17 protein-coding genes are annotated in these 23,676 nt (G+C 67.3%); 10 read left to right on the top strand and 7 right to left on the bottom strand.

Annotation, left to right across the window (positions count from 1 at the left end):
* Positions 1 to 146: 146 nt before the first annotated feature.
* Both OD750_RS15255 and OD750_RS15250 read left to right on the top strand, forming a co-directional pair.
* A complete protein-coding gene (locus OD750_RS15255; RefSeq protein WP_263541546.1) occupies positions 147 to 413 on the top strand; it encodes a hypothetical protein in 267 nt (88 codons plus the stop codon).
* A 63-nt stretch (positions 414 to 476) separates the two neighbouring features.
* Positions 477 to 1,199, top strand: a complete 723-nt coding sequence (locus OD750_RS15250; protein ID WP_263541545.1) for a hypothetical protein — start codon at positions 477 to 479, stop codon at positions 1,197 to 1,199.
* A 74-nt stretch (positions 1,200 to 1,273) separates the two neighbouring features.
* On the opposite strand, the gene OD750_RS15245 is transcribed toward OD750_RS15250, so the two are convergent.
* The 3 genes from OD750_RS15245 to OD750_RS15235 form a co-directional block, all read right to left on the bottom strand.
* Complete coding sequence (locus OD750_RS15245; protein WP_263541544.1) at positions 1,274 to 1,786, bottom strand: hypothetical protein; 513 nt, start codon at positions 1,784 to 1,786, stop codon at positions 1,274 to 1,276.
* A 24-nt stretch (positions 1,787 to 1,810) separates the two neighbouring features.
* Positions 1,811 to 2,776, bottom strand: a complete 966-nt coding sequence (locus OD750_RS15240; protein WP_263541543.1) for a hypothetical protein — start codon at positions 2,774 to 2,776, stop codon at positions 1,811 to 1,813.
* A gap of 371 nt (positions 2,777 to 3,147) precedes the next feature.
* The gene (locus tag OD750_RS15235; RefSeq protein ID WP_272841999.1) at positions 3,148 to 4,080 is read right to left on the bottom strand and encodes a hypothetical protein; all 933 of its coding nucleotides are present in this window, start codon (positions 4,078 to 4,080) and stop codon (positions 3,148 to 3,150) included.
* A 344-nt stretch (positions 4,081 to 4,424) separates the two neighbouring features.
* Here OD750_RS15235 and OD750_RS15230 point away from each other — a divergent pair, with 344 nt between their 5' ends.
* From OD750_RS15230 to OD750_RS15205, 6 genes are all read left to right on the top strand, one after another.
* Complete coding sequence (locus OD750_RS15230) at positions 4,425 to 5,069, top strand: hypothetical protein (RefSeq protein WP_263541540.1); 645 nt, start codon at positions 4,425 to 4,427, stop codon at positions 5,067 to 5,069.
* Between the two features lie 13 nt (positions 5,070 to 5,082).
* The gene (locus OD750_RS15225; protein WP_263541539.1) at positions 5,083 to 5,718 is read left to right on the top strand and encodes a hypothetical protein; all 636 of its coding nucleotides are present in this window, start codon (positions 5,083 to 5,085) and stop codon (positions 5,716 to 5,718) included.
* Positions 5,719 to 5,952: 234 nt separating this feature from the next.
* Positions 5,953 to 8,436 carry a TonB-dependent receptor plug domain-containing protein gene (locus OD750_RS15220; protein ID WP_263541538.1) on the top strand — a complete coding sequence of 828 codons (2,484 nt, stop codon included), beginning with the start codon at positions 5,953 to 5,955 and terminating at the stop codon, positions 8,434 to 8,436.
* 185 nt (positions 8,437 to 8,621) lie between these two features.
* Positions 8,622 to 9,038, top strand: coding sequence for a hypothetical protein (locus OD750_RS15215; RefSeq protein ID WP_263541537.1), 417 nt, complete (start codon positions 8,622 to 8,624; stop codon positions 9,036 to 9,038).
* 101 nt (positions 9,039 to 9,139) lie between these two features.
* Positions 9,140 to 11,227, top strand: a complete 2,088-nt coding sequence (locus OD750_RS15210; RefSeq protein WP_263541536.1) for a DUF3857 domain-containing transglutaminase family protein — start codon at positions 9,140 to 9,142, stop codon at positions 11,225 to 11,227.
* Positions 11,224 to 13,476 (top strand): tetratricopeptide repeat protein, encoded by a 2,253-nt coding sequence (locus OD750_RS15205; RefSeq protein WP_263541535.1) that lies wholly within the window; start codon positions 11,224 to 11,226, stop codon positions 13,474 to 13,476. The genes OD750_RS15210 and OD750_RS15205 overlap by 4 nt, the downstream gene beginning before the upstream one ends.
* Before the next feature lie 4 nt (positions 13,477 to 13,480).
* Here OD750_RS15205 and OD750_RS15200 read toward each other — a convergent pair whose 3' ends face one another.
* The 4 genes from OD750_RS15200 to OD750_RS15185 form a co-directional block, all read right to left on the bottom strand.
* Positions 13,481 to 13,888, bottom strand: a complete 408-nt coding sequence (locus OD750_RS15200; protein ID WP_263541534.1) for a hypothetical protein — start codon at positions 13,886 to 13,888, stop codon at positions 13,481 to 13,483.
* 11 nt (positions 13,889 to 13,899) lie between these two features.
* Positions 13,900 to 14,928, bottom strand: a complete 1,029-nt coding sequence (gene rtcA, locus OD750_RS15195; RefSeq protein ID WP_263541533.1) for an RNA 3'-terminal phosphate cyclase — start codon at positions 14,926 to 14,928, stop codon at positions 13,900 to 13,902.
* A gap of 74 nt (positions 14,929 to 15,002) precedes the next feature.
* Positions 15,003 to 16,223 (bottom strand): RtcB family protein, encoded by a 1,221-nt coding sequence (locus OD750_RS15190; RefSeq protein WP_263541532.1) that lies wholly within the window; start codon positions 16,221 to 16,223, stop codon positions 15,003 to 15,005.
* A gap of 703 nt (positions 16,224 to 16,926) precedes the next feature.
* On the bottom strand, positions 16,927 to 18,474 hold the full coding sequence (locus tag OD750_RS15185) for a vWA domain-containing protein (RefSeq protein WP_263541531.1): 1,548 nt from the start codon (positions 18,472 to 18,474) through the stop codon (positions 16,927 to 16,929).
* A gap of 169 nt (positions 18,475 to 18,643) precedes the next feature.
* Here OD750_RS15185 and rtcR point away from each other — a divergent pair, with 169 nt between their 5' ends.
* Positions 18,644 to 20,236, top strand: a complete 1,593-nt coding sequence (rtcR, locus tag OD750_RS15180; protein ID WP_263541530.1) for an RNA repair transcriptional activator RtcR — start codon at positions 18,644 to 18,646, stop codon at positions 20,234 to 20,236.
* A gap of 145 nt (positions 20,237 to 20,381) precedes the next feature.
* Positions 20,382 to 23,651, top strand: coding sequence for a DUF4082 domain-containing protein (locus tag OD750_RS15175; protein ID WP_263541529.1), 3,270 nt, complete (start codon positions 20,382 to 20,384; stop codon positions 23,649 to 23,651).
* The last annotated feature ends 25 nt before the right edge of the window (positions 23,652 to 23,676 follow it).

Genomic DNA, 23,676 nt, shown 5'->3' with positions numbered 1-23,676 from the left:
ACCGCACCGCAGGAACCCGCGCCTGCGATGCGGAACGAGACGCTGCCGGCGGCGGCCCCGGTTCCGACCCGGGACCGCCGTCGGTCAGCGCATCGCCGCCACACCGGCCGGCGTCGTCGACCGGCCGCTACCCAAGGAAAGGCGCCATGGACTCGTCGAGCACCGCCATACCGGTACTGAACATCCTCGTCGGCGACCGCACGATGCCGGAATACGTCGTGCTGCTGGCCGCCCATGGCGAATGGCAGCGCGTCGCCGGCAATCCGCGCCTCGATGCGTATTGCCCCGAAACGATCCACGGCGGACCCCAGGTCGGCCTCGAATACGTCGTCCATCTCGGCGGCGGCACCGAAATGCTGATGCGCTACGGCGGTCTGGATCCCGCGACCGGCGCCGCGCAGTTCGTGCAGTAATCCGCCCTCGCCGGAGCGCGCCGCGATGCGGCGGCGATCCGGCCCCACGCAGAGGATTCCGCCATGTTCGTTGCTACCGCCGCGAAACTGTCGCCGGGCGTCGCCGAGGCGCCGATCGCGTTCGCCGAAACCTATGTCCTGACCGATCCCGCCGCCGCGCGCCAGGCGATGCAGCTGACCGAATTCTTCCAGCGCGCCGTCGTCGCGACGCCGGCCAACCGCATCGCGTTCGACCTCGGCCGCGCGATCGAACTCGTCGCCGCGTCGTTCGACATGGCGCTGGCGCGCAAGATCGACCAGACGTTCGCGTTCGACGGCGAACCGCTGTACGCGACGATCGACGCGGTGCTGCGCATCGTGCGTTCGACGATCGACGTGCCGCTGCACCATCGCGATATCGACCAGCTGCGCACCGCCGTCGCCGGTGCGTTCGTCGGACTCGCCGCGCAGCAGGGCGACGCGTGGCTGCATTTCGCGCCGGCACCGGCGGGCCGCTGCGTGTGGAACTACAACGTCAGCATCGTCGTGCAGAGCGAGGAGACCGGCGACTTCGCGTACGCGGTGCCGTTCGGCCTCACGATCGAGAGCCGGCTCGCCAGGAGCGCGGTGCTCGCGCTCAAGACCGACGACGTCGTCGATCTCGTCGTGCGCGTGCAGTCGATCAAGGCGATTCAGTTTTTGCGCGGAGCGGAGCGTGAGGCGGTACGGGTACCGGGACTGCGCGCGCCGGCACCGCGAGCGCGCTCGGGAAGCCTGGGGTTGATCCACGAATCCTCGTTCCTCTAGGACTGGCTGATCAGCGAGCAGGCGACACGCGTGCTTCTCTTGCCGCAAATGTTCCGCATCGACGTTTATGGCCATCACCACGTTTGCACAGAGCACTGGGTTTCGGTCAACTCGCCGTTGCTGTAGTAGTCATAGCAGACTTGGTAGAAGCCGTTGACTCCATTTCTCTGGAACTGCCGAATGTACATATTGGTATTCTCACCCCCTCCGGCGCCTCCACCCGGTGCTTCGCGGCGTGAGCCTGGAACCGGAACCGCACTCATCGATCCGGTCTGAGAAATGACGATGCCGCATTCCTTTGATCGATCCTCGTACACAACTCGAACGGGAGAGCCTGGAGGTAGGCTAAACGTTCCATTGCCTGGAATACTCCGGTACGCGCCAACGAGAGCAGTAATCAGCCCTGATCGAACAGCTTCTTCGTCTTCGATTGTTACAAAGGAATTCCTAACAGTTTCGAGCTGGCTATATGGCGGCTGGTTCGTATTAAGTGTCGGCCCACCGCAGTTCAACTGAGCCAAAGCCATAGGACTAGCTACGGCGGTAAAAAGCGCATAAACAAAAACCGCTTTCTTACTTGTTTGCATGACAAGCTCCCTATTGTCACGCACTCATGGAAAAAGCCTGTCGATCCCTCCATCTGCAATGTCTTGCAGAATCTCCCGCTCTACTCCCAGTGTCAGCTCGTAATCCGAGGGCGTTAGAAGGTAGAACCGCACGATCTCCCTGTAATCACCGGGTATGCATCTTGCGTAGACCACGCATCCCTGACGTACCAGCGCGCTCGATGGTCCACAAGACATGCCGAGATCGCACGCAACCAGCTTCCACGCCATGGCGTATATGTGCGTGCCAGCTTTAGTGCCGAAGATTTCCCGATCATCGGGATTCTGTCCCATTGCATCGGCCATGATTGCTATAGCCCGTGCATCACGAGACTGCACGATTCGACGCAGGGTGTCCTTGACCTCTGCTTCGCTCATGGTCGTTGACGACTCCACGACACGTTGAGCTTGATCGACAAGATCATTGCCAAGCGAACCGGCGTGCGATGCCTCGCGCAGTCGTTCCGGCGTCATCTTTTCTGCTTTTGCCAGTTCGGCGCACCGTTCCCGGTATTGAGCTATGTGCGCGAGCGCAACGTTCCGTCGGTTTGGCGGCATTGCCTCGGCAAACTTGTCAAGACCTTCGGTACCGCCGCGCCTGACGCTAAGGGTTGCGCACTCATCCAGTGCTTGCGCGATGACTCGCGCCGCCTGTGCGTCGCCGGCGGCTGCACGGGGCGACAGTTCAAGTACGAGCTGCGCGAGATTGCTGGATGATTCGAACGCTAGTGCTAACGGCGAAACGGGTGCCGGACTGATCCCGGAAGGCAGCGAAGGATGCTCGGCACTTTGACTGTCGGGCGCAGAGTGTGCTTCCACAGGTGACGGAATGACTTTAACTGGAGGGGCTGCGGTCGTTGTGGTTTCGCCGATGCCCGATCGAACGGGTTTCTCACGAGATAGCCAAAAGTACCAGCCGCCGATCGCAACTGCGGCGACGGCCAGAAGAACAAGAGCTGCACGTCTCAACATATTGATATCGCGATCGTTGGGTATCTAGGTGACTTTGTTTTTTGCCGCTCGTAGGCATGCCTCTCCATTCTCATGGCAGCATTCGCTATTCGCAAAGTTAACCGGCAAGGGATCACGACTCGGACTAATTTTTGCTGCAAAAATTCGGCAACCCTTTCACTTACTGTGTTCGGCGCGTTGTCCCACGCGGCCCCCGTTCGATCCTGTGTGGCAGGGGGAGGGGTCATGACGCGTACGCGCTGGCACACTTCGGCGGCACACTTAGCGCAAGTCATTGATTGGCTTCGCGCTATTCTTCATGCTACATGACTGTACGTGCGCAATCGCGCCTGCACGTCACCTTCTGTGTTCGTTCGGCCTCGCAATGATGGCTAGCTGTGCGTATCAATCCCACACGCTGCCTCCTTCGTCTTGGCGGGGCCGAGTCGTTGCTGGTATTGCTCCAGCGTCTGCAGTTCTTCGTCCGGCAGCGAGCCGCCGCTCGCGAGATACGCGTGCAGGTAGGCGTATTCGAGCGTCGGATCGGGTTTGCGCACGCTCGAATCGCCGCGGTAGGCATTGCTTATCGCGAGCAGCGCTTTGCGATTGCCTTTGGCAAGCTCGTCGTCGAGATAGCGGTTCGCCGTGGCGCGGAACGCGTCGAGGTCGACCCAGTAGTCGGCCGTTGTAGCGCGATCCGGTGGCATCTGCGCGAACCGGAACCGCGCTTCGTCATCGCCGAGCGCCGCCGCACGGGCAACCCATTGCCGGTTCGAGCCGCGTTGCTCGGACGACAGCTTCCGACATGCGTCGAACAAGGCTTTCACGCGTTGAACTTCGTCGGCCGCCGCGTCGTGTGGCATACGAAACTCGATGTCGCGAATCGTGCCGGCAAGGTCGTGCGCATCGACCGGCGCCGGCTCGCACTGCTTGACGCCGAGGTGCAATGCAACGGCCGCGCGAACGTCGCCTTGCGCGGCGAGTTCGGCCAGCGCGCCGTACGCCGGCACGAACGTTTGCGGGTCGATGTCGTTGAGTCGTTGACGGCGACGGCCGTCGCCGAGCAGTGCGGCGATCGCGCTTCGTTCGGCGTCGGCCGATGCTGCGGACCGGTCGGCGACAGGGGGCTGCCCGATTGCCTGACTCATGGCTGGAGAAGCCGCGGCCGACGACTCGCGCTGCGTCGGGTCGTGTTTTCGGGCGTTCAACATCGCGCCGACGGCGATAGCGGCGAATGCGGCTATCGCGATACCCGCCATTCGCGCTCGCGAGGGTTTCATCATGTGCCCCGAAGGTAAGGCGTTTGCCGGCGCCGAGGTTGGCATGTTCGCGCGAAGTGTTCAGTACGGACCACGGCAGCGTGGCGCCGACGAGCGCCGGTTCCGACGGCCGAAGCTGCAAGGCACTGAAAAATCCACGATTTCCACGCCGTAAGGTTTCCGAAAGGTCGGCCGCCCGCCGATCGGCGACAAAGACCCAGGCCACGGACGCGTAGGACGAGGGGAATCCGCTCCGTTGCTCATCGCGGGCGACCGCGAACCGTCGCGCCGGCTGACCACCACCAGCCGGCGCGGCACCTTGCGGAGCGGCAGACAAGGAGCGCGCGTCGCGCGGCCCTGGCGAGGATTCCATGATTTCGCGTTTACGGAATTTTCTGCGGAGGAAACGCATGAACGAGCCCATCTACGCTCCCGTCGTCAACGTCCCGGCCCGCACGCACAGCATCCTGGTGCTGTCCGAACGCACCGCGCCGTGGTTCGAGATCTATTCGGTTGGCGGCAGCCGCGCGCTCGCCGGCGCGCTGCAGGCGGCGTCGATGCTGCTCGAAGCGCTGCCCGACCGCGTCGACGGCCTGCCGCTCGACGCGCTGATGAACGCGACGATCGACGCGAGCGTGTTCGCTCTGGCCGGTTCGCGCGCCGACAGCGCCGATCTGGGCGGCGCCGCCGCGGCCGACGTCGCGCGGCACATCGAGAGCGAACTGCGCATCCTCGCCGACGCCGCGATTCCGCGCGAGCTCGGCGCCGAATGCGAACGCGTGATCGGCGACCTGTTCGACGGCCGCGCGCACGTGCTGCTGCCGCACTGGATGCATCTGGAGTCGTCGGGGGACACGTCGCGCCTGTCAATCAACGCGCTCGTCGTCGGCGGCCTCGCGCGCGACGGCCGCGTGCCGCTCAGTCCCGTCACGTTCACCGTCGCGGTGACGCAGACGCGCGGCCTGTTGCGGCGCCGGCGCGAAACCTCGGTCGGCATCCGCGCGCTGCACATCGCGGTCAACATCGGCGGCAGCGACGCCGCCGCGTACGGCTGATCGCGACGCGACCATGATCGCGCCGGCCGTCGTCGGGCGTCGCGTACATCTCGTCGGCCCGTTGTCCGCGGCGCCGACACCGTTCGAAGAAATCTACGCGCTCGACGATCCGTCGTGGGCGCGTCAGGCGTTCGACACCGCGCGGCTGCTGCAGCGCGCGGCGACGTCCGGCAGCGGCGTCGATCTCGACGACATCGCGCGCTACGCGGCGCATCAGCCCGGCTGGGGCGTCGCCGCGCGCTACATGCCGCTTCTGTCGCAGGAGCGCGACCGCGCCGGCGACATGATCGAGCGCGTACAGAACGCGCTGCTCGCGTATCTGGGCCTGCCGCTGTCCGAACGCATGCGCGAGCAGTTCAACGCGACGATCGCCTACGCGTTCGTCAACCTCGCCGCGCAGCGCAACGCACCGTGGCTCGTATTCGCGCGTGAGGCCGACGGCTGCGCGCGCTATCGCTACAGCCTGCTGTTCGCGCTACACGCCGCGGCCGGCGGTTCGTCGCTGTGCCTCGCGCCCGTCGTGCTCGACGTTCGCGTCGATCGCGACGTCGAACGCGCCCGTCTCGTCACCGTGAAGGACGAGATCGGCTGCAGCGTCCGCATCGACGCGCTGAAGCTGTTCCTGCCGCGTCCGCGCGCCGGCGAATAGTCGCCGGAAAATCCAAACGTACCAGCCGGTTGGGTTAACTTTGTGACGAGTATCCCAAAAGACTCTGAGAAAAACTCACAAATCCAGTGAAGTTTTTTTCACGATCGGCGACACTGCGCGCGCATCGAGCGGAACCTGCCGGGGGGCGGGAGAGCCATGCCGTAGACGCACGCGTCGTTCCCGAGCGACGTGGCGCTTGCGTGTGCCTTTGAATCCACGATTGGGGAGATCGCCATGATTGGGGAACCGCTGTTCCCGCGGTCGCGTCCGCGCGCCGCGTTGTACCTGTCCGTCCTTGCCGCGTTCGCGTCCCTGCCGGCGCAGGCGCAGTCCGACGCCGACAAGCTCGAAACCGTCAACGTCGTATCCACCGGCACGCGTGCCGGCAACCGTTCCGACACCGACACCGCCGCGCCGGTCGACGTCATCACGCGCGAAGCGATCGAAGCGACCGGCGCGACCGAGACCGGCCGCCTGCTGCAGAAACTCGCGCCGTCGTTCAACTTTCCGACCAGCTTCGTCAGCGACGGCACCGACCTGATCTGGCCGGCGACACTGCGCGGCCTCGGCCCCGACCAGGTGCTCGTGCTCGTCAACGGCAAGCGCCGCCACCAGCAGGCGCTGGTCAACGTGCAGCAGTCGATCGGCCGCGGTTCGGCCGGCACCGACATCAACTCGATTCCGATCGCCGCGATCGCGCGCATCGAAGTGCTGCGCGACGGCGCGTCGGCGCAGTACGGTTCGGACGCGATCGCCGGCGTCATCAACATCATCCTGAAAGACCAGACCGACCGTACCGACATCGCGCTCGAAGTCGGCGAGACCTACGCCGGCGACGGCGACCAGTACCGCGGCAGCCTCAACACCGGCTTCAAGATCGCCGACGAAGGCTTTCTGAACCTCACGCTCGACTATCTCAACCGCTTCGAGACGAACCGCGCAGGCCCGGACAGCCTGCGCGTCGATCCGCCGCGCGTGACGCAGCGCCTCGGCGACGCCGACGCCGAATCGGGCCAGTTGTGGATCAACTCCGAAATTCCGCTCGCGGGCGGCGCGCTGTACGCGTTCGGCGGCGTGTCCAAGCGCGAAGGCGATTCGTCCGGCTTCTTCCGTTCGGCCGGCGACGGCCGCACGATTCCCGAGCTGTATCCGAACGGCTTCCTGCCGGTGCTCAAGACCAAGACCGAAGACCGTTCGCTCGCGGTCGGCTTCCGCCACCAATTCAACGATCGCTGGAAGTGGGACCTGTCGGTCAACCGCGGCTGGAACGAATTCGAATTCGCGTCGGCGGGCACCGCGAACGTCAGCTACTACTACGAGCCGAAACCCGGCGGCGGCATCTACGCCGAAACGCCGACGGCGGCGAAGGACGGCACGCTGCGCTTCAAGCAGACGACCGCGAACTTCGACGTCAAGGGCGACATCGACTGGGGCGTCGGCGCCGAGCCGCTGTATCTCGCGTTCGGTACGGAGTGGCGCCGCGACGGCTACCAGATCATCAAGGGCGATCCGGTGTCGTACCAGTACGGCCGCACGAACGATCCGTCGATCGTGATCCGCAATCAGGTCGGCGGCGCGGCCGCGGCCGGCATCCAGGGCTTTCCGGGCTTCACGCCGGCAACCGAGATCGACGAGAGCCGCCGCAGCCTCGGCGTGTACGTCGACGCCGAGTCGTACGTGACGAAGAACTTCCTCGTCGGCGCCGCCGTGCGCTTCGAGGACTACAGCGACTTCGGCAACAATGTAACGGGCAAATTGTCACTTCGGTACAATTTTACCGACACGTTCTCGGTGCGCGGCACGGCGTCGAAGGGCTTTCGCGCGCCGAGCGTGCAGCAGCAGTTCTTCAGCCAGGTGTCGACGAACCTCAACGCCGCCGGCCAGCTGACCGACACCGTCACCGCACGCCAGGGCAGCGCGCTCGCGCGCGCGTTCGGCATCAAGCCGCTCAAGGAAGAAGAATCGAAGAACTACTCGATCGGTTTCGTCTGGAAGCCGTCGTCCGAGTTCAGCTTCACGGCCGACTTCTACCGCATCAAGATCGACGATCGCATCGTGTTCTCGAGCGAGATCACGCCGGAAGCCGGCAGCGACAACTGCACCGATCCGGCCGTGTGCCCGATCGCGCTGCTCCTGCGTCCGCTGCGTGTCGGTCAGGCGACGTTCTTCACGAACGCGATCGACACGAAGACGACCGGCGTCGACCTCGTCGGCGAATACACGACCGAGCTTGCGAACGGCGCGAGGCTGGGCCTGTCGGCCGCGTTCGACTTCAACAAGACCGAAATCGAGCGCATCAACTCGCCGTCGACGTTCCTGTCGCCGTCGGCGCTGTTCAACGACATCCAGGTCACGCTGATCGAAGAGGGCCAGCCGCGGCAGCGCGCGACGCTCGGCGCGAACTACGGCGCCGGTCCGTGGCGTACCGATCTTGCGCTGAACTACTACGGTTCGGTCGCGGGCGCGGGTTTCACCGGCATCAAGCAGAAGTGGGGCGGCAAGTGGCTCACCGACATCGCCGTCAGCTACGCGTTCAACGACGACGTGAAGGTGACGCTCGGCGGCAACAACATCTTCGACGTGTATCCTGACAAGTGGACCGCGGGCGACGCGAACAGCAATCCGTTCCCGGCGCTCGGCTTCAAGTACGGCTGGGAAACGCTGCCGTTCGGCCTCAACGGCGGCTACTACTACGCGCGCCTCAACTGGAGCTTCTGAGTCGCGCAAGCTGAACGCCGTTCATCTCTTGGCAACGTAAGCGCGCCGGCACTGAGCTACAGTGCCGGCGCACCGCGCTCGCACGCGGTTGCACGGAGCGCGTCCGACGAGTTCGGTTCGCGCCCGCCATCACGTTGAAGTGCCCGTCGCCCGATCCGGTGACGGAAATCCAGAGGAGAACGTCGATGATCCGTTACACCCGTCCGCTGCTTGCCGTCTGCGCCGTGCTTGCGCTCGCCGCATGCCAGCAGGAATCCGCCCCGCCGGCCAAGCCCGCCGCGCCCGCCCCGGCTTCGACGCCGGCCGCGCCGCCGCCGGCCGCCACGCCGGCTGCAACGCCGGCTGCAACGCCGCCCGCGGCCACCGCGGCGATCGGCATCCCCGAATGCGACAACTACCTGACGAAGTACGAAGCCTGCGTCTCCGGCAAGGTGCCGGAAGCCGCGCGCGACGCGCTGCGCCAGGGCCTCGAGCAGACCCGCACCGCGTGGCGCAACGCCGCCGCGAACGAGGCGACGAAGGCCAGCCTCGGCGCCGCGTGCACGCAGGCGCACGAAGCGGCGAAGGCCGCGCTCTCCGCGTACGGCTGCACCGACTTCTGATCCACGCGCCGCCGCGCTTGTCGAAGCGCGGCGGCGCGTTTCTCTGCGCTATCCTCTGCGGGGCAAGCATCCTCAGGGGGAAGCGATTGATACGTCAGACCTTGCGGTTCGCAGCGATCGCGCTGTGGGCGCTCCTCTCCGCCTGCGGTTCCGACACGCCGCCGCCCGATGCCGCCGCGACGGCACAGACGCGCAAGATCGAACGCGACGGCTACGCGTTTGAAGTCGGTCCCGTGCCGGCGTGGGTCGTCGCCGCGGACATTCCTCCACAATGGGATGCCGACGCGCCCGGCGCCGGCGACTCGCGCTGGCGCAACTGGCTGTTCGACCGGCAGGCCGACCGCCGCCGCGGCGTGCGCGCGCGGTATTCGGACGTCGCGTTCGAGCCCGTTTCCGCCGAACTCGTCGGCGACGCCGGCAAGTACACGATCGGCTTCAATCCCGAATACCAGCGACTCGTGATTCATTCCGCGGAACTGCGCCGCGACGGGGCGTGGTCGAACCGGCTCGACACCGGGCGCATCACGCTCGCGCGCCGCGAAACCGACTTCGAGGCCGACATGGCGACCGGCGTCGTCAGCGCGCTGATCGTGTTCGACGACGTGCGCGCGGGCGACGTCGTGCGGCTGCGCTATTCGATCGTCGGCGAAAACCCCGTGCTCGGCGGCAGCGACAGCGAGGTGGCGACCTTCGCCTGGAGCGATCCGATCCTCGAGCGCCGCGTACGCGTGCTGTTCGACCGCGACGCCGACGTCTTCGAATGGCGCTCGCCGCAGATCGCGCCGGCGCAGGTCGCGCGCGACGGCGATGCGCAAGAGTGGAAATACGTACAAAGGAAAATCGAAGGCCTGCACGACGAGGGCGGCTATCCGCGCTGGTACTCGCCTTACGCGCAGGTGCGCCTGGCCGAGCGGCGCAGCTGGGGCGAGGTCGCCACGTGGGCGCAGTCGCTGTATCCGCAGCCGCAGGCGCTGCCGCCGGACCTTGAACTGCGTCTGGCGCAGTGGCGTGCGATCGAACCGCTCGACGCGCGCGTCGCCGCCGTGCTGACGGCGGTGCAGGAGGACGTGCGCTATTTCGGCGTCGAAATCGGCGACAGCACGCACAAGCCGGCCGAGCCGGCGCTGACGTGGACGCGCCGCTACGGCGACTGCAAGGACAAGGCAAGGCTGCTCGCGACGCTGCTGCAGCGTCTCGGCGTCGAGGCGTATCCGGCGCTCGTGTCGTCGCGCAACGGCAAGGCGATCGCGCAGTGGCCGCCGGGCGCCGACGCGTTCGATCACGTCATCGTGCAGGTGCGCCTGCCCGATGCGACGTTGTGGCTCGATCCGACCCAGACGCTGCAGCGCGGGCCGCTGCGCGCGATACCGGTCTCGGAACTCGGCGTCGCGCTGCCGCTGGCGCCCGGCACCAAGGATCTCGCGACCGTCGCGCGACCGGCGCAGGCGCGCGACCGCATCGCCGTCGTCGAACGCTACGCGCCGGCCGCGGCCGGTCGCGAGGTCGTGCTGACCGTGCGCACCGACAACGAAGGCACGGCGGCCGACCGCGCGCGCCGCGACCTCAAGGCGCAGGGACGCGAAGCGCTGCAGCGGCGCTTCGTCGAATACTACCGCCGCCGCTACGGCGAGGTTCGCGAAACCGCGGCGCTCGACGTCGAGGACGACGAGGCGGCGAACCGGTTCAGCACGATCGAGCGCTATACGCTCGTCGATCCGTGGGAGAGCGCCAGCCCCGGCGAACGCGCGATCGAAACCTGGGGCGACAGCCTCAATCAGGAGGTCGCACTGCCGAACACGGTCGAACGCAAGACGCCGCTGGCGCTGCGCTATCCGGTCGAAGTCGAGCAGCGCGCCGAACTCGTCGTGCCGGAAGGCTGGCACTGGCAGGGCGAGGACGGCGAGTCGACGCTCGACGACGTCGCCGCGGAATTCACCTCGCGCACCGAAACGAAATCCGGCGAAATCGTCCGCACGCAGCTGTACCGCGCGAAGACGCCCGTCGTCGGCGTCGACGACGTCGCCGCGCATCTGCGCTGGCGCCGCCAGGTGCACGACTCGCTCGGCCGCCGCTGGCGCTTCGCGCTGTCGCCGGCAGACGCGGACCGCGAGCGCGACCGGCGGCTGCAAGGTTTGCTGCGCGGCCTGATCGACGAGAACGCCGGCGCCGCGAAGCGGGCGAAGCCGTGACGCGCCGGCGTCTTGCCGCGTTCGCCTTCGCGGTGCTGTCCGCCGCGGCGCGTGCCGACGAACCGCAGCACCGCGACGAGGCGATCGGCGCGTTGTGGACGCAGACGTTTGCGCAGGGCGACTACGACAAGATCGTCCGCACGTACGGCGACGCCGCACTCGCCCTCGGCGAGGGCAGCGGCGTCGATCCCGCATTGTGCAAAAAGCACAAGGCGCGAATCGACGCCGCGGCGCAGACCAATCCGGTCGGCATCGGCGTCTGGCGCGTCGCGTGGCGCTGCGCCGAGGCGGACGGCGAGGCCGGGCTCGCCGCGCAGCGCCGGCGGCGCTTCGAAGCGCTCGTGCGCCACGCGTTCGAATCGGTGCCGCCGGACGCCGGACGCACGCCGATCCGCGTGCTCGACGAGGGCGACGTCGCGGCCGTCATCGCCGAGTCGGGTCTCGACGCGATCGACCTGTACTACGACACGGGGCGCAACTGGCGCTATCTCGAACTCGTCGTCACGCTGCTCGACAAGGAAGCGGGCATCGAGCGGCGGCTCGTGTTCGACGTACTCGACGCACGCATGCGCCTGAAACGCGACCGCGCCGACGCGAAGTTTCCGACGGGGCGCAACGATCTTGCCGAAGCGCTGCTCAAGCACGGTCACGAGTCGGGCAGCATCGCCGCGACGCGCCTGCTGCAGACGCGCCAGATGCTGAACGCCCGCGGCACGAAGTTCGACATGCCGATCGACGTCGCGGTGCGCGACAACAACAAGGTCGCGATTTATACGTTTGCGGCGATGTGCACGACGTCGCGCGAGAATCTCGAATGCGGTACGCGGCACGTCGACGCGCTGCTGCCGTACGCCGAAGGCCGATTTTCGCCGGCGCTCGTCTGGCTCGCGCAGGCGTATCGCAGCGGCATCGGCGTGCCGCGCGACGACAACGCCGCGCGCGTCCTCCTCGACGCCGCCGACCGCCGTGCGGGCGGCGTCACCGGACGTCTCCTGCTCGCGCAGGTGCTGCGTCGCCGCGGCGGCGAGACGTTCGAACTGCCTGCCGTGCTGCGCGGACCGATCGAAGCCGCCGCGCGGCGCGGCGATCTCGCCGCGCAGCTCGCGCTCGTCGACGCCGCGAACACGCCGGCGCAGACCGCGCGATGGTCGGCGCTGCAGCGCGACGCGGCGAAGCGCGCGGCCGAAGCCGGCAGCGCCGCGGGGCAGTACGCGTGGTCGCTGCGCCTGTCGGCCGAACGGCGCGACGACGAAGCCGCCGGATGGTTGCGGCGTGCGGCGGCGAACGACGAAACACGCGCGCAGGCGGCGCTCGCGCAGCACTATCTTCGCGGCGAGGCGAACGGCGACGACCTCAAGCGCGCGGCGCACTGGTACGCGCGCGCGGCGCACGGCGGCGATCGCGCGGCGATGCTGTGGCTCGGCAGACAGGCACTGGCGCAGCCGGACTACGCCGAAGCGAAAGGGTGGTTCGAGAGCGGCGCGTCGAGCGGCAACGCCGACGCGAAAGTGGAACTTGCCACGTTGCTCCTGTACGGAAAGGGATCGATTCCGCGCGACCACCAGCGTGCGGTCGCGCTGCTGCGCGACGTCGTCGACGATCCGGCACGCACGCAGGCGCGCGTCGATCTCGCCGAGCTGCTGCGATTCGGCGTGGACGTCGAGCATGATGCCGCCGAGGCCGAACGCCTGCTGCGGCTGCCGACGACGCCGCGCGACGATGCGGGCGTGCAGTTTGCGCTGGCGGCACTCTTGATCGACGACCCGACGACGCCGGCACGTCAGGCCGAAGGCGTCGCGCTGCTGCGCCGGGCCGCGACAACGAACGATCGCGCGAAAATACGCCTCGCTGCGAGATTGTGGAACGGACGCGGCGTCGAGCGCGACCGCGCGGCGGCCGAGAAGCTCTGGTTGCCGCTCGTGGAAAAAGGCGATCTCTACGCGATCAACGAATACGCGTGGGCCTTGTGCGCGAGCGACGACGACGCGATCGTCGACGGCCGCAAGGGGCTGGCGGTGTTCAAGAAGAATTCGGCCGACGGGCCTTTGCCCCCGGCGTTCCAGGACACGCTCGCGGCCTGTCAGGCCGCCGCCGGCGACTACGACGACGCCGTGCAGACGCAGATCCACGCGCTGGAGACGATGAAGGCGTCGTTTCCCGGCGAAAAGGCGACGATCGCCGCGTTCGACGCGCGCGTGGCGCTGTACAAGTCGCGTCAGCGCTATCGCGAAAAGCCGAAGGCGCCGTGAGCCGTCAGGCGCGCGCGGCCAGCCGCCGCGCGCGATATTCCGCATAGCCCTGCACGATCGCGGCGAGACGCGCGGCGTGCTGCGCGTTCATGGGCGCGCGCTTCGCCTTGCGCAGCAGGTCTTTCCACAGATAGCCGGAACGAAAAAAGTACGGGCGCACTTCGAGAAAGCACAGCACGATCTCGACGGCGTTGCGCTCGCCGGACGCGAGACGCTTGAGCAGCGCGTCGTCGTATCCGCCCGGCAGCGCGAGGCTGTCGTAACGCGCGTGGAACTCGCGGCAGGCGTCTTCCCACGGCTGGCGGCCGTGCGTGTCGCGCTGTGCGAACGTCTCGCCGACGCGCGCATGCAGCCGCGAGATCTCCTGCGCGTTCGCGCGAATCCGTTGCCTGAGTTCTTCCGAATCGCGCATGTCATCACCGTCTATCCGTCGACGCGGGCGAGCCACGTCTTGCCGTGCTGCGGTTCGAATGCGATCTCGACCGGCAGAAACTTCTCGATCAACGCGGCGTTCGTGCGCGCATGATCGGTGGGCGCGAGCGTCGTGAACGATCCCGATCCGGCCAGCGCCAGCGGCAGCAGCAACTGATCGGCCAGGTGCTCGCCGACGGCGACGCCCGAGTCGATGTAGCGCGACGCCTCGCGGCACACGCGTTCGGCGACCGTCTCGGCCGCGAGGCCGCGCTCGCCGAAACCGACGAACACCTCGGTCACGTGCTCCGTTTCGACCGCGACGAGCAACACGTTGCCCGGGCCGAGCGCCGGTGTGACGTCGGTCAGCGTCTGCCCGTCGCGCCTGATGCCGAGGCGCCGCGCGGCGACATCGAGTTCGCGCCGGCCGATGTCGGCCGGCAGGCCCGAGACGAGCGCCGTCGCGCGCACGCCGCGCACGTCGCCGCGTTCGACGAGATGCACCGGCGCCAGCGCGGCGCACGGTTCCACGCGCACGTCGATGCGCCCGCCGCCGGCCGGAAAAAAACCGTGGCGCTTCACGTCGATCTGCGCGTTCGCGCCCATGCGCGCCATCAGCGGCAGAAACGCCTGCGCGAGAAAGTCGGCCGGCGGCGCCATCGGATTGTGCGTGCCGCCTTCGAGCCGCACGGTCGAGACGCGTTCGGCGCGCAGCAGCGCCGGCAGCACGGTCTGCGCGACCAGCGTCGTCGAACCGGCCGTGCCGATCGCGAAACGGAAGTCGCCGCCCTGGATCGCGCCCGGTACGAACACGAGGTCCTGCGAACCCGGCGTCGCGCCTTCGACGTGCGCGTTGCCGACGCGCGTCGCGGCTTCGACGGCGGTCAGGTGCTGGCGCATGAGGCCGGGACGCGCGCGTCCCGCGCGGATGCCGCGCATGCGAAACGGCGTCAGCGTGCACAGCGACAGCGTCAGCGCGGTGCGCAAAAGCTGTCCGCCGCCGGCCGAGCCGTCGAGTTCGATCATGGTGGAAGTGTGCATTGTTGTTCTTCTTGTCTTCGCAACGACGGCGCCGCCCGGTGTCGCCGGGCGGCGCATTCCCTTTCCTTCTCGTATCAACCCTTGACGCATACCACCTGGCGCAGCGTATGCACGATCTCCACGAGATCGTTCTGCGCCGCCATCACCGCGTCTATCGGCTTGTACGCGGCCGGCGACTCGTCGACCACGTCGCTGTCCTTGCGGCATTCCACGTGCGCCGTCGCGCGCACGTGGTCGGCGACGCTGATGCGCTTCTTCGCCTCGGTGCGGCTCATCACGCGGCCCGCGCCGTGGCTGCAGCTATGGAAGCTCTCGGCGTTGCCGAGGCCGCGCACGATGAAGCTCTTGGCGCCCATGCTGCCCGGAATGATGCCGAACTCGCCTTCGCGCGCGCGCACCGCGCCCTTGCGCGTCACGTACACGTCCTGACCGTAATGCCGCTCGCGGCTGATGTAGTTGTGGTGGCAGTTGATCGCCATGCGCGTCAGCGCGAACGACGGCAGGTGCTCGCGCAGCACGCGCATCACCGTCTCCATCATCTGCTGACGGTTCTGCGCGGCATATTCCTGCGCCCACTCGACCGCGGCCACATAGTCGTCGAACAGCGTCGAGCCTTCCGACAGGTACGCAAGATCGCGATCGGGCAGGTTGATGAAATGACGCCGCATCTCTTCGCGCGCCCGCTCGATGAAGTACTGGCCGATCAGGTTTCCCGCGCCGCGCGAACCCGAGTGCAGCATCACCCACACGTGGTCCGCTTCGTCCAGACACAGCTCGATGAAGTGGTTGCCGCCGCCGAGCGAACCCAGCTGCGACAGCGGCGAGCGATGCGCGGCCTTCGCATGCCGCGCGAGGATCGCGTCGTAGCGCTCGTGCAGCGCGCGCCAGCGCGTCACGGCCGAATTCGGCGGCGTCACCCATGCGCCGTGGTCGCTGCGGCCCTTCACCGTCACGAAGCCGTGCGGCACGGCGCGTTCGATATCGCTGCGGATCGCGCCGAGCTGGTCGGGCAGCTGGTCGGCGCGCAGCGTCGTCTGGTACGCCATCATGCCGCAGCCGATATCGACGCCGACCGCCGCCGGCACGATCGCGCCGACCGTCGGCACGACCGAACCCACGGTCGCGCCCTTGCCGAGATGCACGTCCGGCATCACGGCGATCCAGCGGTGCACGAACGGCAGGCGCGACATGTTGACGAGCTGCTTGCGCGCGGCATCCTCGAGCGGCACGCCGCGCGTCCACGCCTTGATCGGCACGCCGCCTTCGTGGATCACGTTGTAGTTGGCGGTAGTCATTTCTCATTCCTCAAAAAGTGCGGCGACAAAAGTAGCGAAACGTCTCCGCGAAGCTTGCGCAACGCCCGGGATTTGAACCCGTGGAGTTGACCATGTAGTTCCGCCGGCATTCGCCGCGTAAAACCGTCTAACGAAAAAGTGCAGCGACAAGTATCGATGAAACGTTCCCGCTCTATCCGACTGAGCTACGGCCCCTTTGTTCGGTGGTCGAAGAACGGGCTCGTGCCCGTTCTTCGATCGAACGGCGCAAGCATGGCTCGCGCACGTTCTCCGAGAATCGATCGCGGTGCGATCGATTCTCGCGCGATCCATCCGTGGATCGCGTTCTCATGCTGCCTGCGGCAGCCTGAGATTGGCGGAGCCGGCGGGACTCGAACCCGCGACCTGGAGGTCTTTAGCCTGTAGTTCCATCTGCATTCGCTGCGAACCAAAACTCCAAAGATCCGTTGCTTCGTAAAGTGCGGCGACAAGAATCGGCGAAACATTCGCTACGTCCTGCCATTGGACGACGGTCCGAACATCGAACCGGCAGGAATCGAACCTGCGTATCAGCGATCATGTAGTTCCGCCCGCATTCGCCGCGGGGCAACGAATCGTCAAACCGAAATCCTCGAGCCGCGGCGGGCCCTCCCGCCGCGGCACCTGTTGCGAACGTCCGGCAAGGCCAGGTCAGCTCCCCATGGAGCACAGGCCGAAACGTCCGTCAGAGCGATATCGAACGGATACGCTCCACCCACCAGGCCGGTCCCTGGCCCGTTGCCGCAGCCGCGAGCAACTCGAACACCGTGTCGCTGAAGCCGCCGACGTGCAGCACGTCGTCCGACGCCGCCGTCTGGCTCGTCGCGTACGGCTGCAGGTCGATCGCGACCAGCTTCGCGTCCGGGCACCGCTGACGCAGCGTTTTCCACTCGTGCATCGTCCGCGTTCCCATGCCGACGTTCGTCTCCGCCCAGCTCTCGTTGTCCGAGACGACGATCAGCGTATCGACGCGCGCCCGCTCCGCGTTCAACTGCGCGAGCGGCGCGCTGACCGTCGTTCCGCCGCCGCACAGCGCGGCGAGCCGCTGTGCCTGCGTCATCACGCCGGCGTGCTCGGACATCGTCGCCGTGCGCACCTGCGTATCGAACGGCAGGATGCGCGCCGACGGATTCTTGCGCTTCACGCTCGCGGCGATCAGCGCGGCAACGTCGACGCAACGCAGCGACGTCGTCGAACCCTGGCGATGTCCGGTCACCGGCGAGGCCATCGACCCCGACACGTCGACCGCGACCACGACGTTGCCCGGCAGTGCCGGCACGTTCGCGGTGGCGTGCTCCATCGCCTCCTCGAGCGCCGACATGATCGCGACCGGCAAGCCGTGCGCGGCCTTCCACGCCGCGAACAACTGATACGGAAACACGCGGGCGCGGCGAATCTCGTTCTTGTCCGTCAGCTTCTTCGCGATCTTCATCGTCGTCGTCTTGTCGTCGAACACGCCGTGACGCATGAACGTGTTCAAGTTCATCCGCGTGGCCTGCCACGATGCGCGCAGCGCGATCTTCTTCCACTGCGTCGTGTTCAGGCCCAGCGCCGTCAGGTACAGAAACGGCAGATCCGGCGGCGAGCCTTCCGGCTTGCGCTTGTACGCCTCGAACGCGCGCACCAGCGGCGGCAACGCCTTCTTCGCATGCGGCTTGTCGATCAACCATGCATACAGCGCCTCACGCTCCGCGTCCTGCGGCTTCGGATGCACCATCTTCACGATGTCGGCGAGCGACGGCTGGTTGCCGATCGCCGCCGCCATGATCGTTTCGGTCGACGCACGCGCCAGCCACTGCTGCACGAGACGCTTGCAGCGCGTACCGAGCGACTTGCGGCCGACCACGCCGCTGCGCAGGATCTGCACGAAGTTGCGCAGCATGCGGCCGTTGTCGATCACGCGATCGAACACGCGCGCCAGCAGTTCGCCGTCGCGATGTGCCAGATGCGCGGCGAGCAGCGCCGGCATGTCCTTCATATGGCCCTGCTTGCGCGCATGGATCGCCGTCTTCGCGACGAACTCCGCCGACACCTGCTTGCACAGATCCAGCACCTGCGCCAGCTGCGTCTGCGCATCGGCATAGAACACGCCGTTCAGGCAACCGGTCGACGCGTACAGGGCCAGCGCCGCTTCCGGTTCGCGCAGGTACGCACGGCCGCCGGCTTCGTTGATCGCATTCGCGATCGGTGCCGGCTGCGGCCGGCGGGTCGCGAACAGTTGGGTGTTGGCCATGTCGTTCTCCTTCGTTGACGCCAGGGATATCGCAAACGGCGTGCCAACGACGAACGAGTCTGCTTAACTTATTGAAAATCAATAAATAGATGACGAAATCGCGAAAGTCGTCGGCGGGAAGGTTTCGCTAGATTGGATTCCAAGCAATCGTCAACTTATCCTATGGGATATGACCAAGCGCAACGTGATCATCGGCTTTCTCGGCACGCAGCTCGACAGCGGCGACGGTCCCGGCCGCTGGGAGAAGTGGCGGCCGACCGTGTCGCTCGGCATGCACGAGGACTTCATCGCGCATCGCATCGAGCTGCTGCTCGACGAGCGGCGCTACGCGAAGCTGCTCAAGCGCGTGGTCGACGATCTCGCGCAGGTAGCGCCGGAAACGCAGGTGCGCGTGCACGACACCCGCCTCGACGATCCGTGGGATTTCGAATCGGTGTACGCGTGCGTGCACGACTTCTGCGAGAACTATCCGTTCGACGTCGACCACGAGGAATACTTTCTCCACATCACCACCGGCACGCACGTCGTGCAGATCTGCCTGTTTCTCGTCGCCGAAAGCCGTCGCTTTCCGGGGCGGCTGCTGCAGGCGTCGCCGCCGCGCAAGCAGACCGCGGGCGATCCCGGCAGCTTCAACCTGATCGATCTCGATCTGTCGAAGTACGACCGCATCGCCCAGCGCTTCGCGCGCGAGCAGCAGGAAGACCGCGCGTTCCTGAAAAGCGGCATCGCCACGCGCAACCCCGCGTTCAATCGCCTGATCGAAGAAATCGAAGTCGTCGCGATCCGTTCGAACGCGCCGATTCTTCTGATGGGGCCGACCGGCGCCGGCAAGAGCCAGCTCGCGCGGCGCGTGTTCGAACTGAAAAAGCTCAAGCACCAGCTGCCCGGCGGCTTCGTCGAAGTGAACTGCGCCACGTTGCGCGGCGACGGCGCGATGAGCGCGCTGTTCGGCCACGTCAAAGGCGCGTACACCGGCGCCGGCAGCGACCGCGCGGGCCTGCTGCGCTCGGCGCATCGCGGCCTGCTGTTTCTCGACGAGATCGGCGAACTCGGCCCCGACGAGCAGGCGATGCTGCTGCGCGCGCTCGAAGACAAGCGTTTTCTGCCGGTCGGCGGCGACCGCGAAACCGAAAGCGACTTCCAGCTGATCGCCGGCACGAACCGCGACCTCGGCCAGCGCGTCGCCGAAGGGCGCTTTCGCGACGATCTCTATGCGCGCCTGAACTTGTGGACGTTTCAACTGCCGGGCCTGGCGCAGCGGCGCGAAGACCTCGAACCGAACCTCGACTACGAACTCGACCGCCACGCGCGCGCGCAGAACCAGCGCGTGATGTTCAACCGCGAAGCGCGCGACGCGTACCTGCGCTTCGCGACGTCGCCCGAGGCGAGCTGGCACGGCAACTTCCGCGATCTCGGCGCGAGCGTGATGCGCATGGCCACGTTCGCGACGGCCGGTCGCATCCAGCGCGAAGCCGTCGACGACGAAATCGCGCGCCTGCGCCGGCTGTGGCGGCCGAGCGGCGAGGGCGCCGACGCGCTCGTCGCACTGCTCGGCGAAGCGGCCGCCGACGTGGACCGCTTCGACGCCGTGCAACTGCGCGACGTCGTCGCCGTTTGCCGGCGTTCGCGGTCGCTGTCGGAAGCGGGCCGCGAACTGTTCGCCGCGTCGCGCGCCAAGCGCACGAGCACGAACGACGCCGACCGCCTGCGCAAATATCTCGCGCGCTTCGGGCTCGACTTCGATCGCGTCTCGCGCGGCTGATCGCGCCCTGCGCACGGCTCGTCGCGACGACGCGGCGATACAAAGTGAACGCGCGGAAAACTGCTGCGCCCGACACGAAACGGCAGTAACCCACAAGTACAAAATGCCGCCTGCGGCGCACCCTGGCGCCGCGAGCGAGGCTCCCATGACATTCGATATTTCCCTGCGCGCAGGCGCGGCGCTGCTCGTCGCCGCGTTGTCCCTGCCGACATCCGCCGCGTCGCTGTGGCCGCCGACGGCGACGCCCGCGACGATCACCGCGAACGACACGAACGCCGTCGAACTCGGCGTGAAGTTTGCAGCCAACGTCGCCGGATCGATTACGGCGATCCGCTACTACAAAGGTCCGAACAACACCGGCACGCACGTCGGCAATCTGTGGAGCGCGGGCGGCACGCTGCTCGCGAGCGCGACGTTCGCGAACGAAACCGCGAGCGGCTGGCAGCAGCAGGCGCTCGCGACGCCGGTCGCGATTGCCGCGAACACGACCTACGTCGTGTCGTACCACGCGCCGAACGGCAACTACTCGGCCGACAACGACTACTTCGCGACGAGCGGCGTGACGAACGCGCCGCTGTCGGCGCCGGCGGGCCCCGCGAACGGCGTCTACGTCTACGGCGCGACGAGCGCGTTTCCGACCGACAGCTTCCGTGCGTCGAACTACTGGGTCGACGTGGTGTTCGAGCCGTCGGGCCCGCCCGTCGATCCGCCGCCGGCCGCCGCGCCGATTCTCATCGTCACCGCCGCGGCCAACCCGTTCACGCGCTACTACGCCGAAATCCTCGAAGCGGAAGGGCTGAACGCCTACGCGCAGGCCGATATCGCCGCGATCGACGCGACCGTGCTCGCCGGCTACGACGTCGTGATCCTCGGCGAAATGCCGTTGTCGACCGCGCAAGTGACGTTGTTCGAAAACTACGTCGCGGCCGGCGGCAATCTCGTCGCGATGCGGCCGGACAAGAAACTCGCGCCGCTGCTCGGTCTCACCGACGCCTCGGCGACGCTCGCAGACGCGTACATCGGCGTCGACACGAGCGCGAGCCCCGGCGCCGGCATCGTCGGCGCGACGATGCAGTTCCACGCGACGGCCGACCGCTACGCGCTGAACGGCGCGACCGCGATCGCGACGCTGTACAGCAATGCCGCGACGGCGACGGCGAATCCCGCGGTGACGTGGCGCAGCGTCGGCGCGAACGGCGGCCGTGCGGCGGCATTCGTATACGATCTCGCAAAGTCGGTGGTCTATACGCGCCAGGGCAATCCCGCGGCGGCCGGCACGGAGACCGACGGCTCGTCGCCGATCCGCCCGGACGACCTGTTCTTCCCGAACTACGTCAACCTCGACAAGGTGGCGATACCGCAGGCCGACGAGCAGCAGCGCCTGCTCGCGAATCTCGTCACGCGCATGAACCTCGCGCGCAAGCCGCTGCCGCGCTTCTGGTATCTGCCGAACGGCATCAAGGCCGCGATCGTGCACACGCTCGACGACCACAACACCGCGCAGGGCACTGTCGCGACGTTCGACAAGTTTCTCGCCGCGAGCGCGCCGGGCTGCTCGGTCGCCGACTGGACGTGCCCGCGCGCGACGTCGTGGATGTACACCGGCGCGGCGCTGACGCCGACGCAGGCGCTCGCGTACGACGCACAAGGCTTCGAACTCGGCGTGCACACGCAGAACGGCTGCACCGACTTCGCGTCGCTCGCGCAGCTCTCCGACACCTACACGACGCAGCTCGCGCAGTTCGCGACGACGTGGCCCGGCCTGCCGGCGCAACGCACGTCGCGCTACCACTGCATCGTGTGGAGCGACTGGGCGAGCCAGGCGAAGGCGCAGCTCGCGCACGGTATCCGTTACAGCATGGACTACTACTACTGGCCCGGCAGCTGGGTGCTCGGCCGGCCGGGCGTGTTCACCGGCTCGGGCCTGCCGATGCGCTTCGCCGATCTCGACGGCAGCGTCATCGACGTCTATCAGGGCGTCTCGCAGCTCGTCAACGAAAACGACCTGGCGTATCCGGCCGCGACGTCGACGCTGCTCGCGCGCGCGCTCGGCAGCGAAGGCTACTACGGCCTGTTCGGCACGCACGACGACTATCGCGACACCGCGTTCTCCGATGGCGTGCTCAGCGCCGCCGCCGCGCACGGCGTACCGGTGATCAGCGCGCAGCAGGCGCTGACGTGGGTCGACGGCCGCAACGCGTCGACGTTCTCGGCGTTCGCGTGGAACGGCACGACGCTGAACTTCGCGATCGACGCCGACGCCGGCGCGCACAACCTGCAGGCGATGCTGCCGTCGAACTCGGCGACGCACGCGCTGTCGGCGATCACGCGCGGCGGCGTCGCCGTGCCGTTCGCGACGCAGACGATCAAGGGCGTGTCGTACGCGTTCTTCGCCGCGCAGGACGGCAACTACGCGGCGGTCTACGACGCGCCGATTCCGCCACCGGCGGCCGGCGGCTTCACGTTGTGGACGCCATCGACGGTGCCGGCGACGCCTGCGTTCGCCGACACGCAGGCGGTGGAACTCGGCGTGAAGTTCACGAGCGAGCGGCGCGGCCGCGTGATCGGCGTGCGGTTCTACAAGGGGTCGGGCAACACCGGCACGCACGTCGGCAACCTGTGGAACGCGAGCGGCACGCTGCTCGCGAGCGCGACGTTCGCCGACGAAACGCCGACCGGTTGGCAACAAGTGAACTTCGCGACGCCGGTAAACGTTGAAGCGAACACCACCTACGTCGCGTCGTACCACGCCCCGGACGGCCACTATGCCGCCGATGGCGCGTACTTCGCGACGGCCGGCGTCGACAACCCGCCGCTGCATGCGGCATCGGGCGCGAACGGCGTGTTCGTCTACGGCGCGAGCGCGTTCCCGACGTCGACATTCAACGCGACGAACTACTGGGTCGAACCGGTATTCGTCGACGTGCCGCCCGACACGCTGTGGAGCGACACGACGACGCCGGCGACCGCGTCGGCGAACGACACGAGCGCGGTCGAACTCGGCGTGAAGTTCACGAGCGACATCGCGGGCCGCGTGCTCGGCCTGCGGTTCTTCAAGGGCGTGCAGAACACCGGCACGCACACGGGCACGCTGTGGGCGGCGAACGGCACGGCGCTCGCGACCGCGACGTTCGCGAACGAAACGGCGAGCGGATGGCAGTCGGTGCTGTTCGCGACGCCGGTGACGATCGCGGCGAACACGATGTACGTCGCGTCGTACCACGCACCGAACGGCTACTACGCGGCCGACGCGAACTACTTCGCGAGCGCATACGACAACGCGCCGCTGCACGCGCCGTCGAGCGCAGCGAGCGGCGGCAACGGGGTGTATCGCTACGGCGCGACCACAGTGTTTCCGGATCAGACGTTCAATGCGAACAACTATTGGGTGGATGTGATTTTCGAGAGGGATTGAGGTGTGGCGTGATCGGCCGCCGCCT

Origin of the sequence: Tahibacter soli (assembly GCF_025717065.2) — a bacterium.
Lineage (GTDB): Bacteria > Pseudomonadota > Gammaproteobacteria > Xanthomonadales > Rhodanobacteraceae > Tahibacter > Tahibacter soli.
Note: the sequence above shows the minus strand (reverse complement) of the source record. Positions and strands in the feature narration are given on the sequence as shown.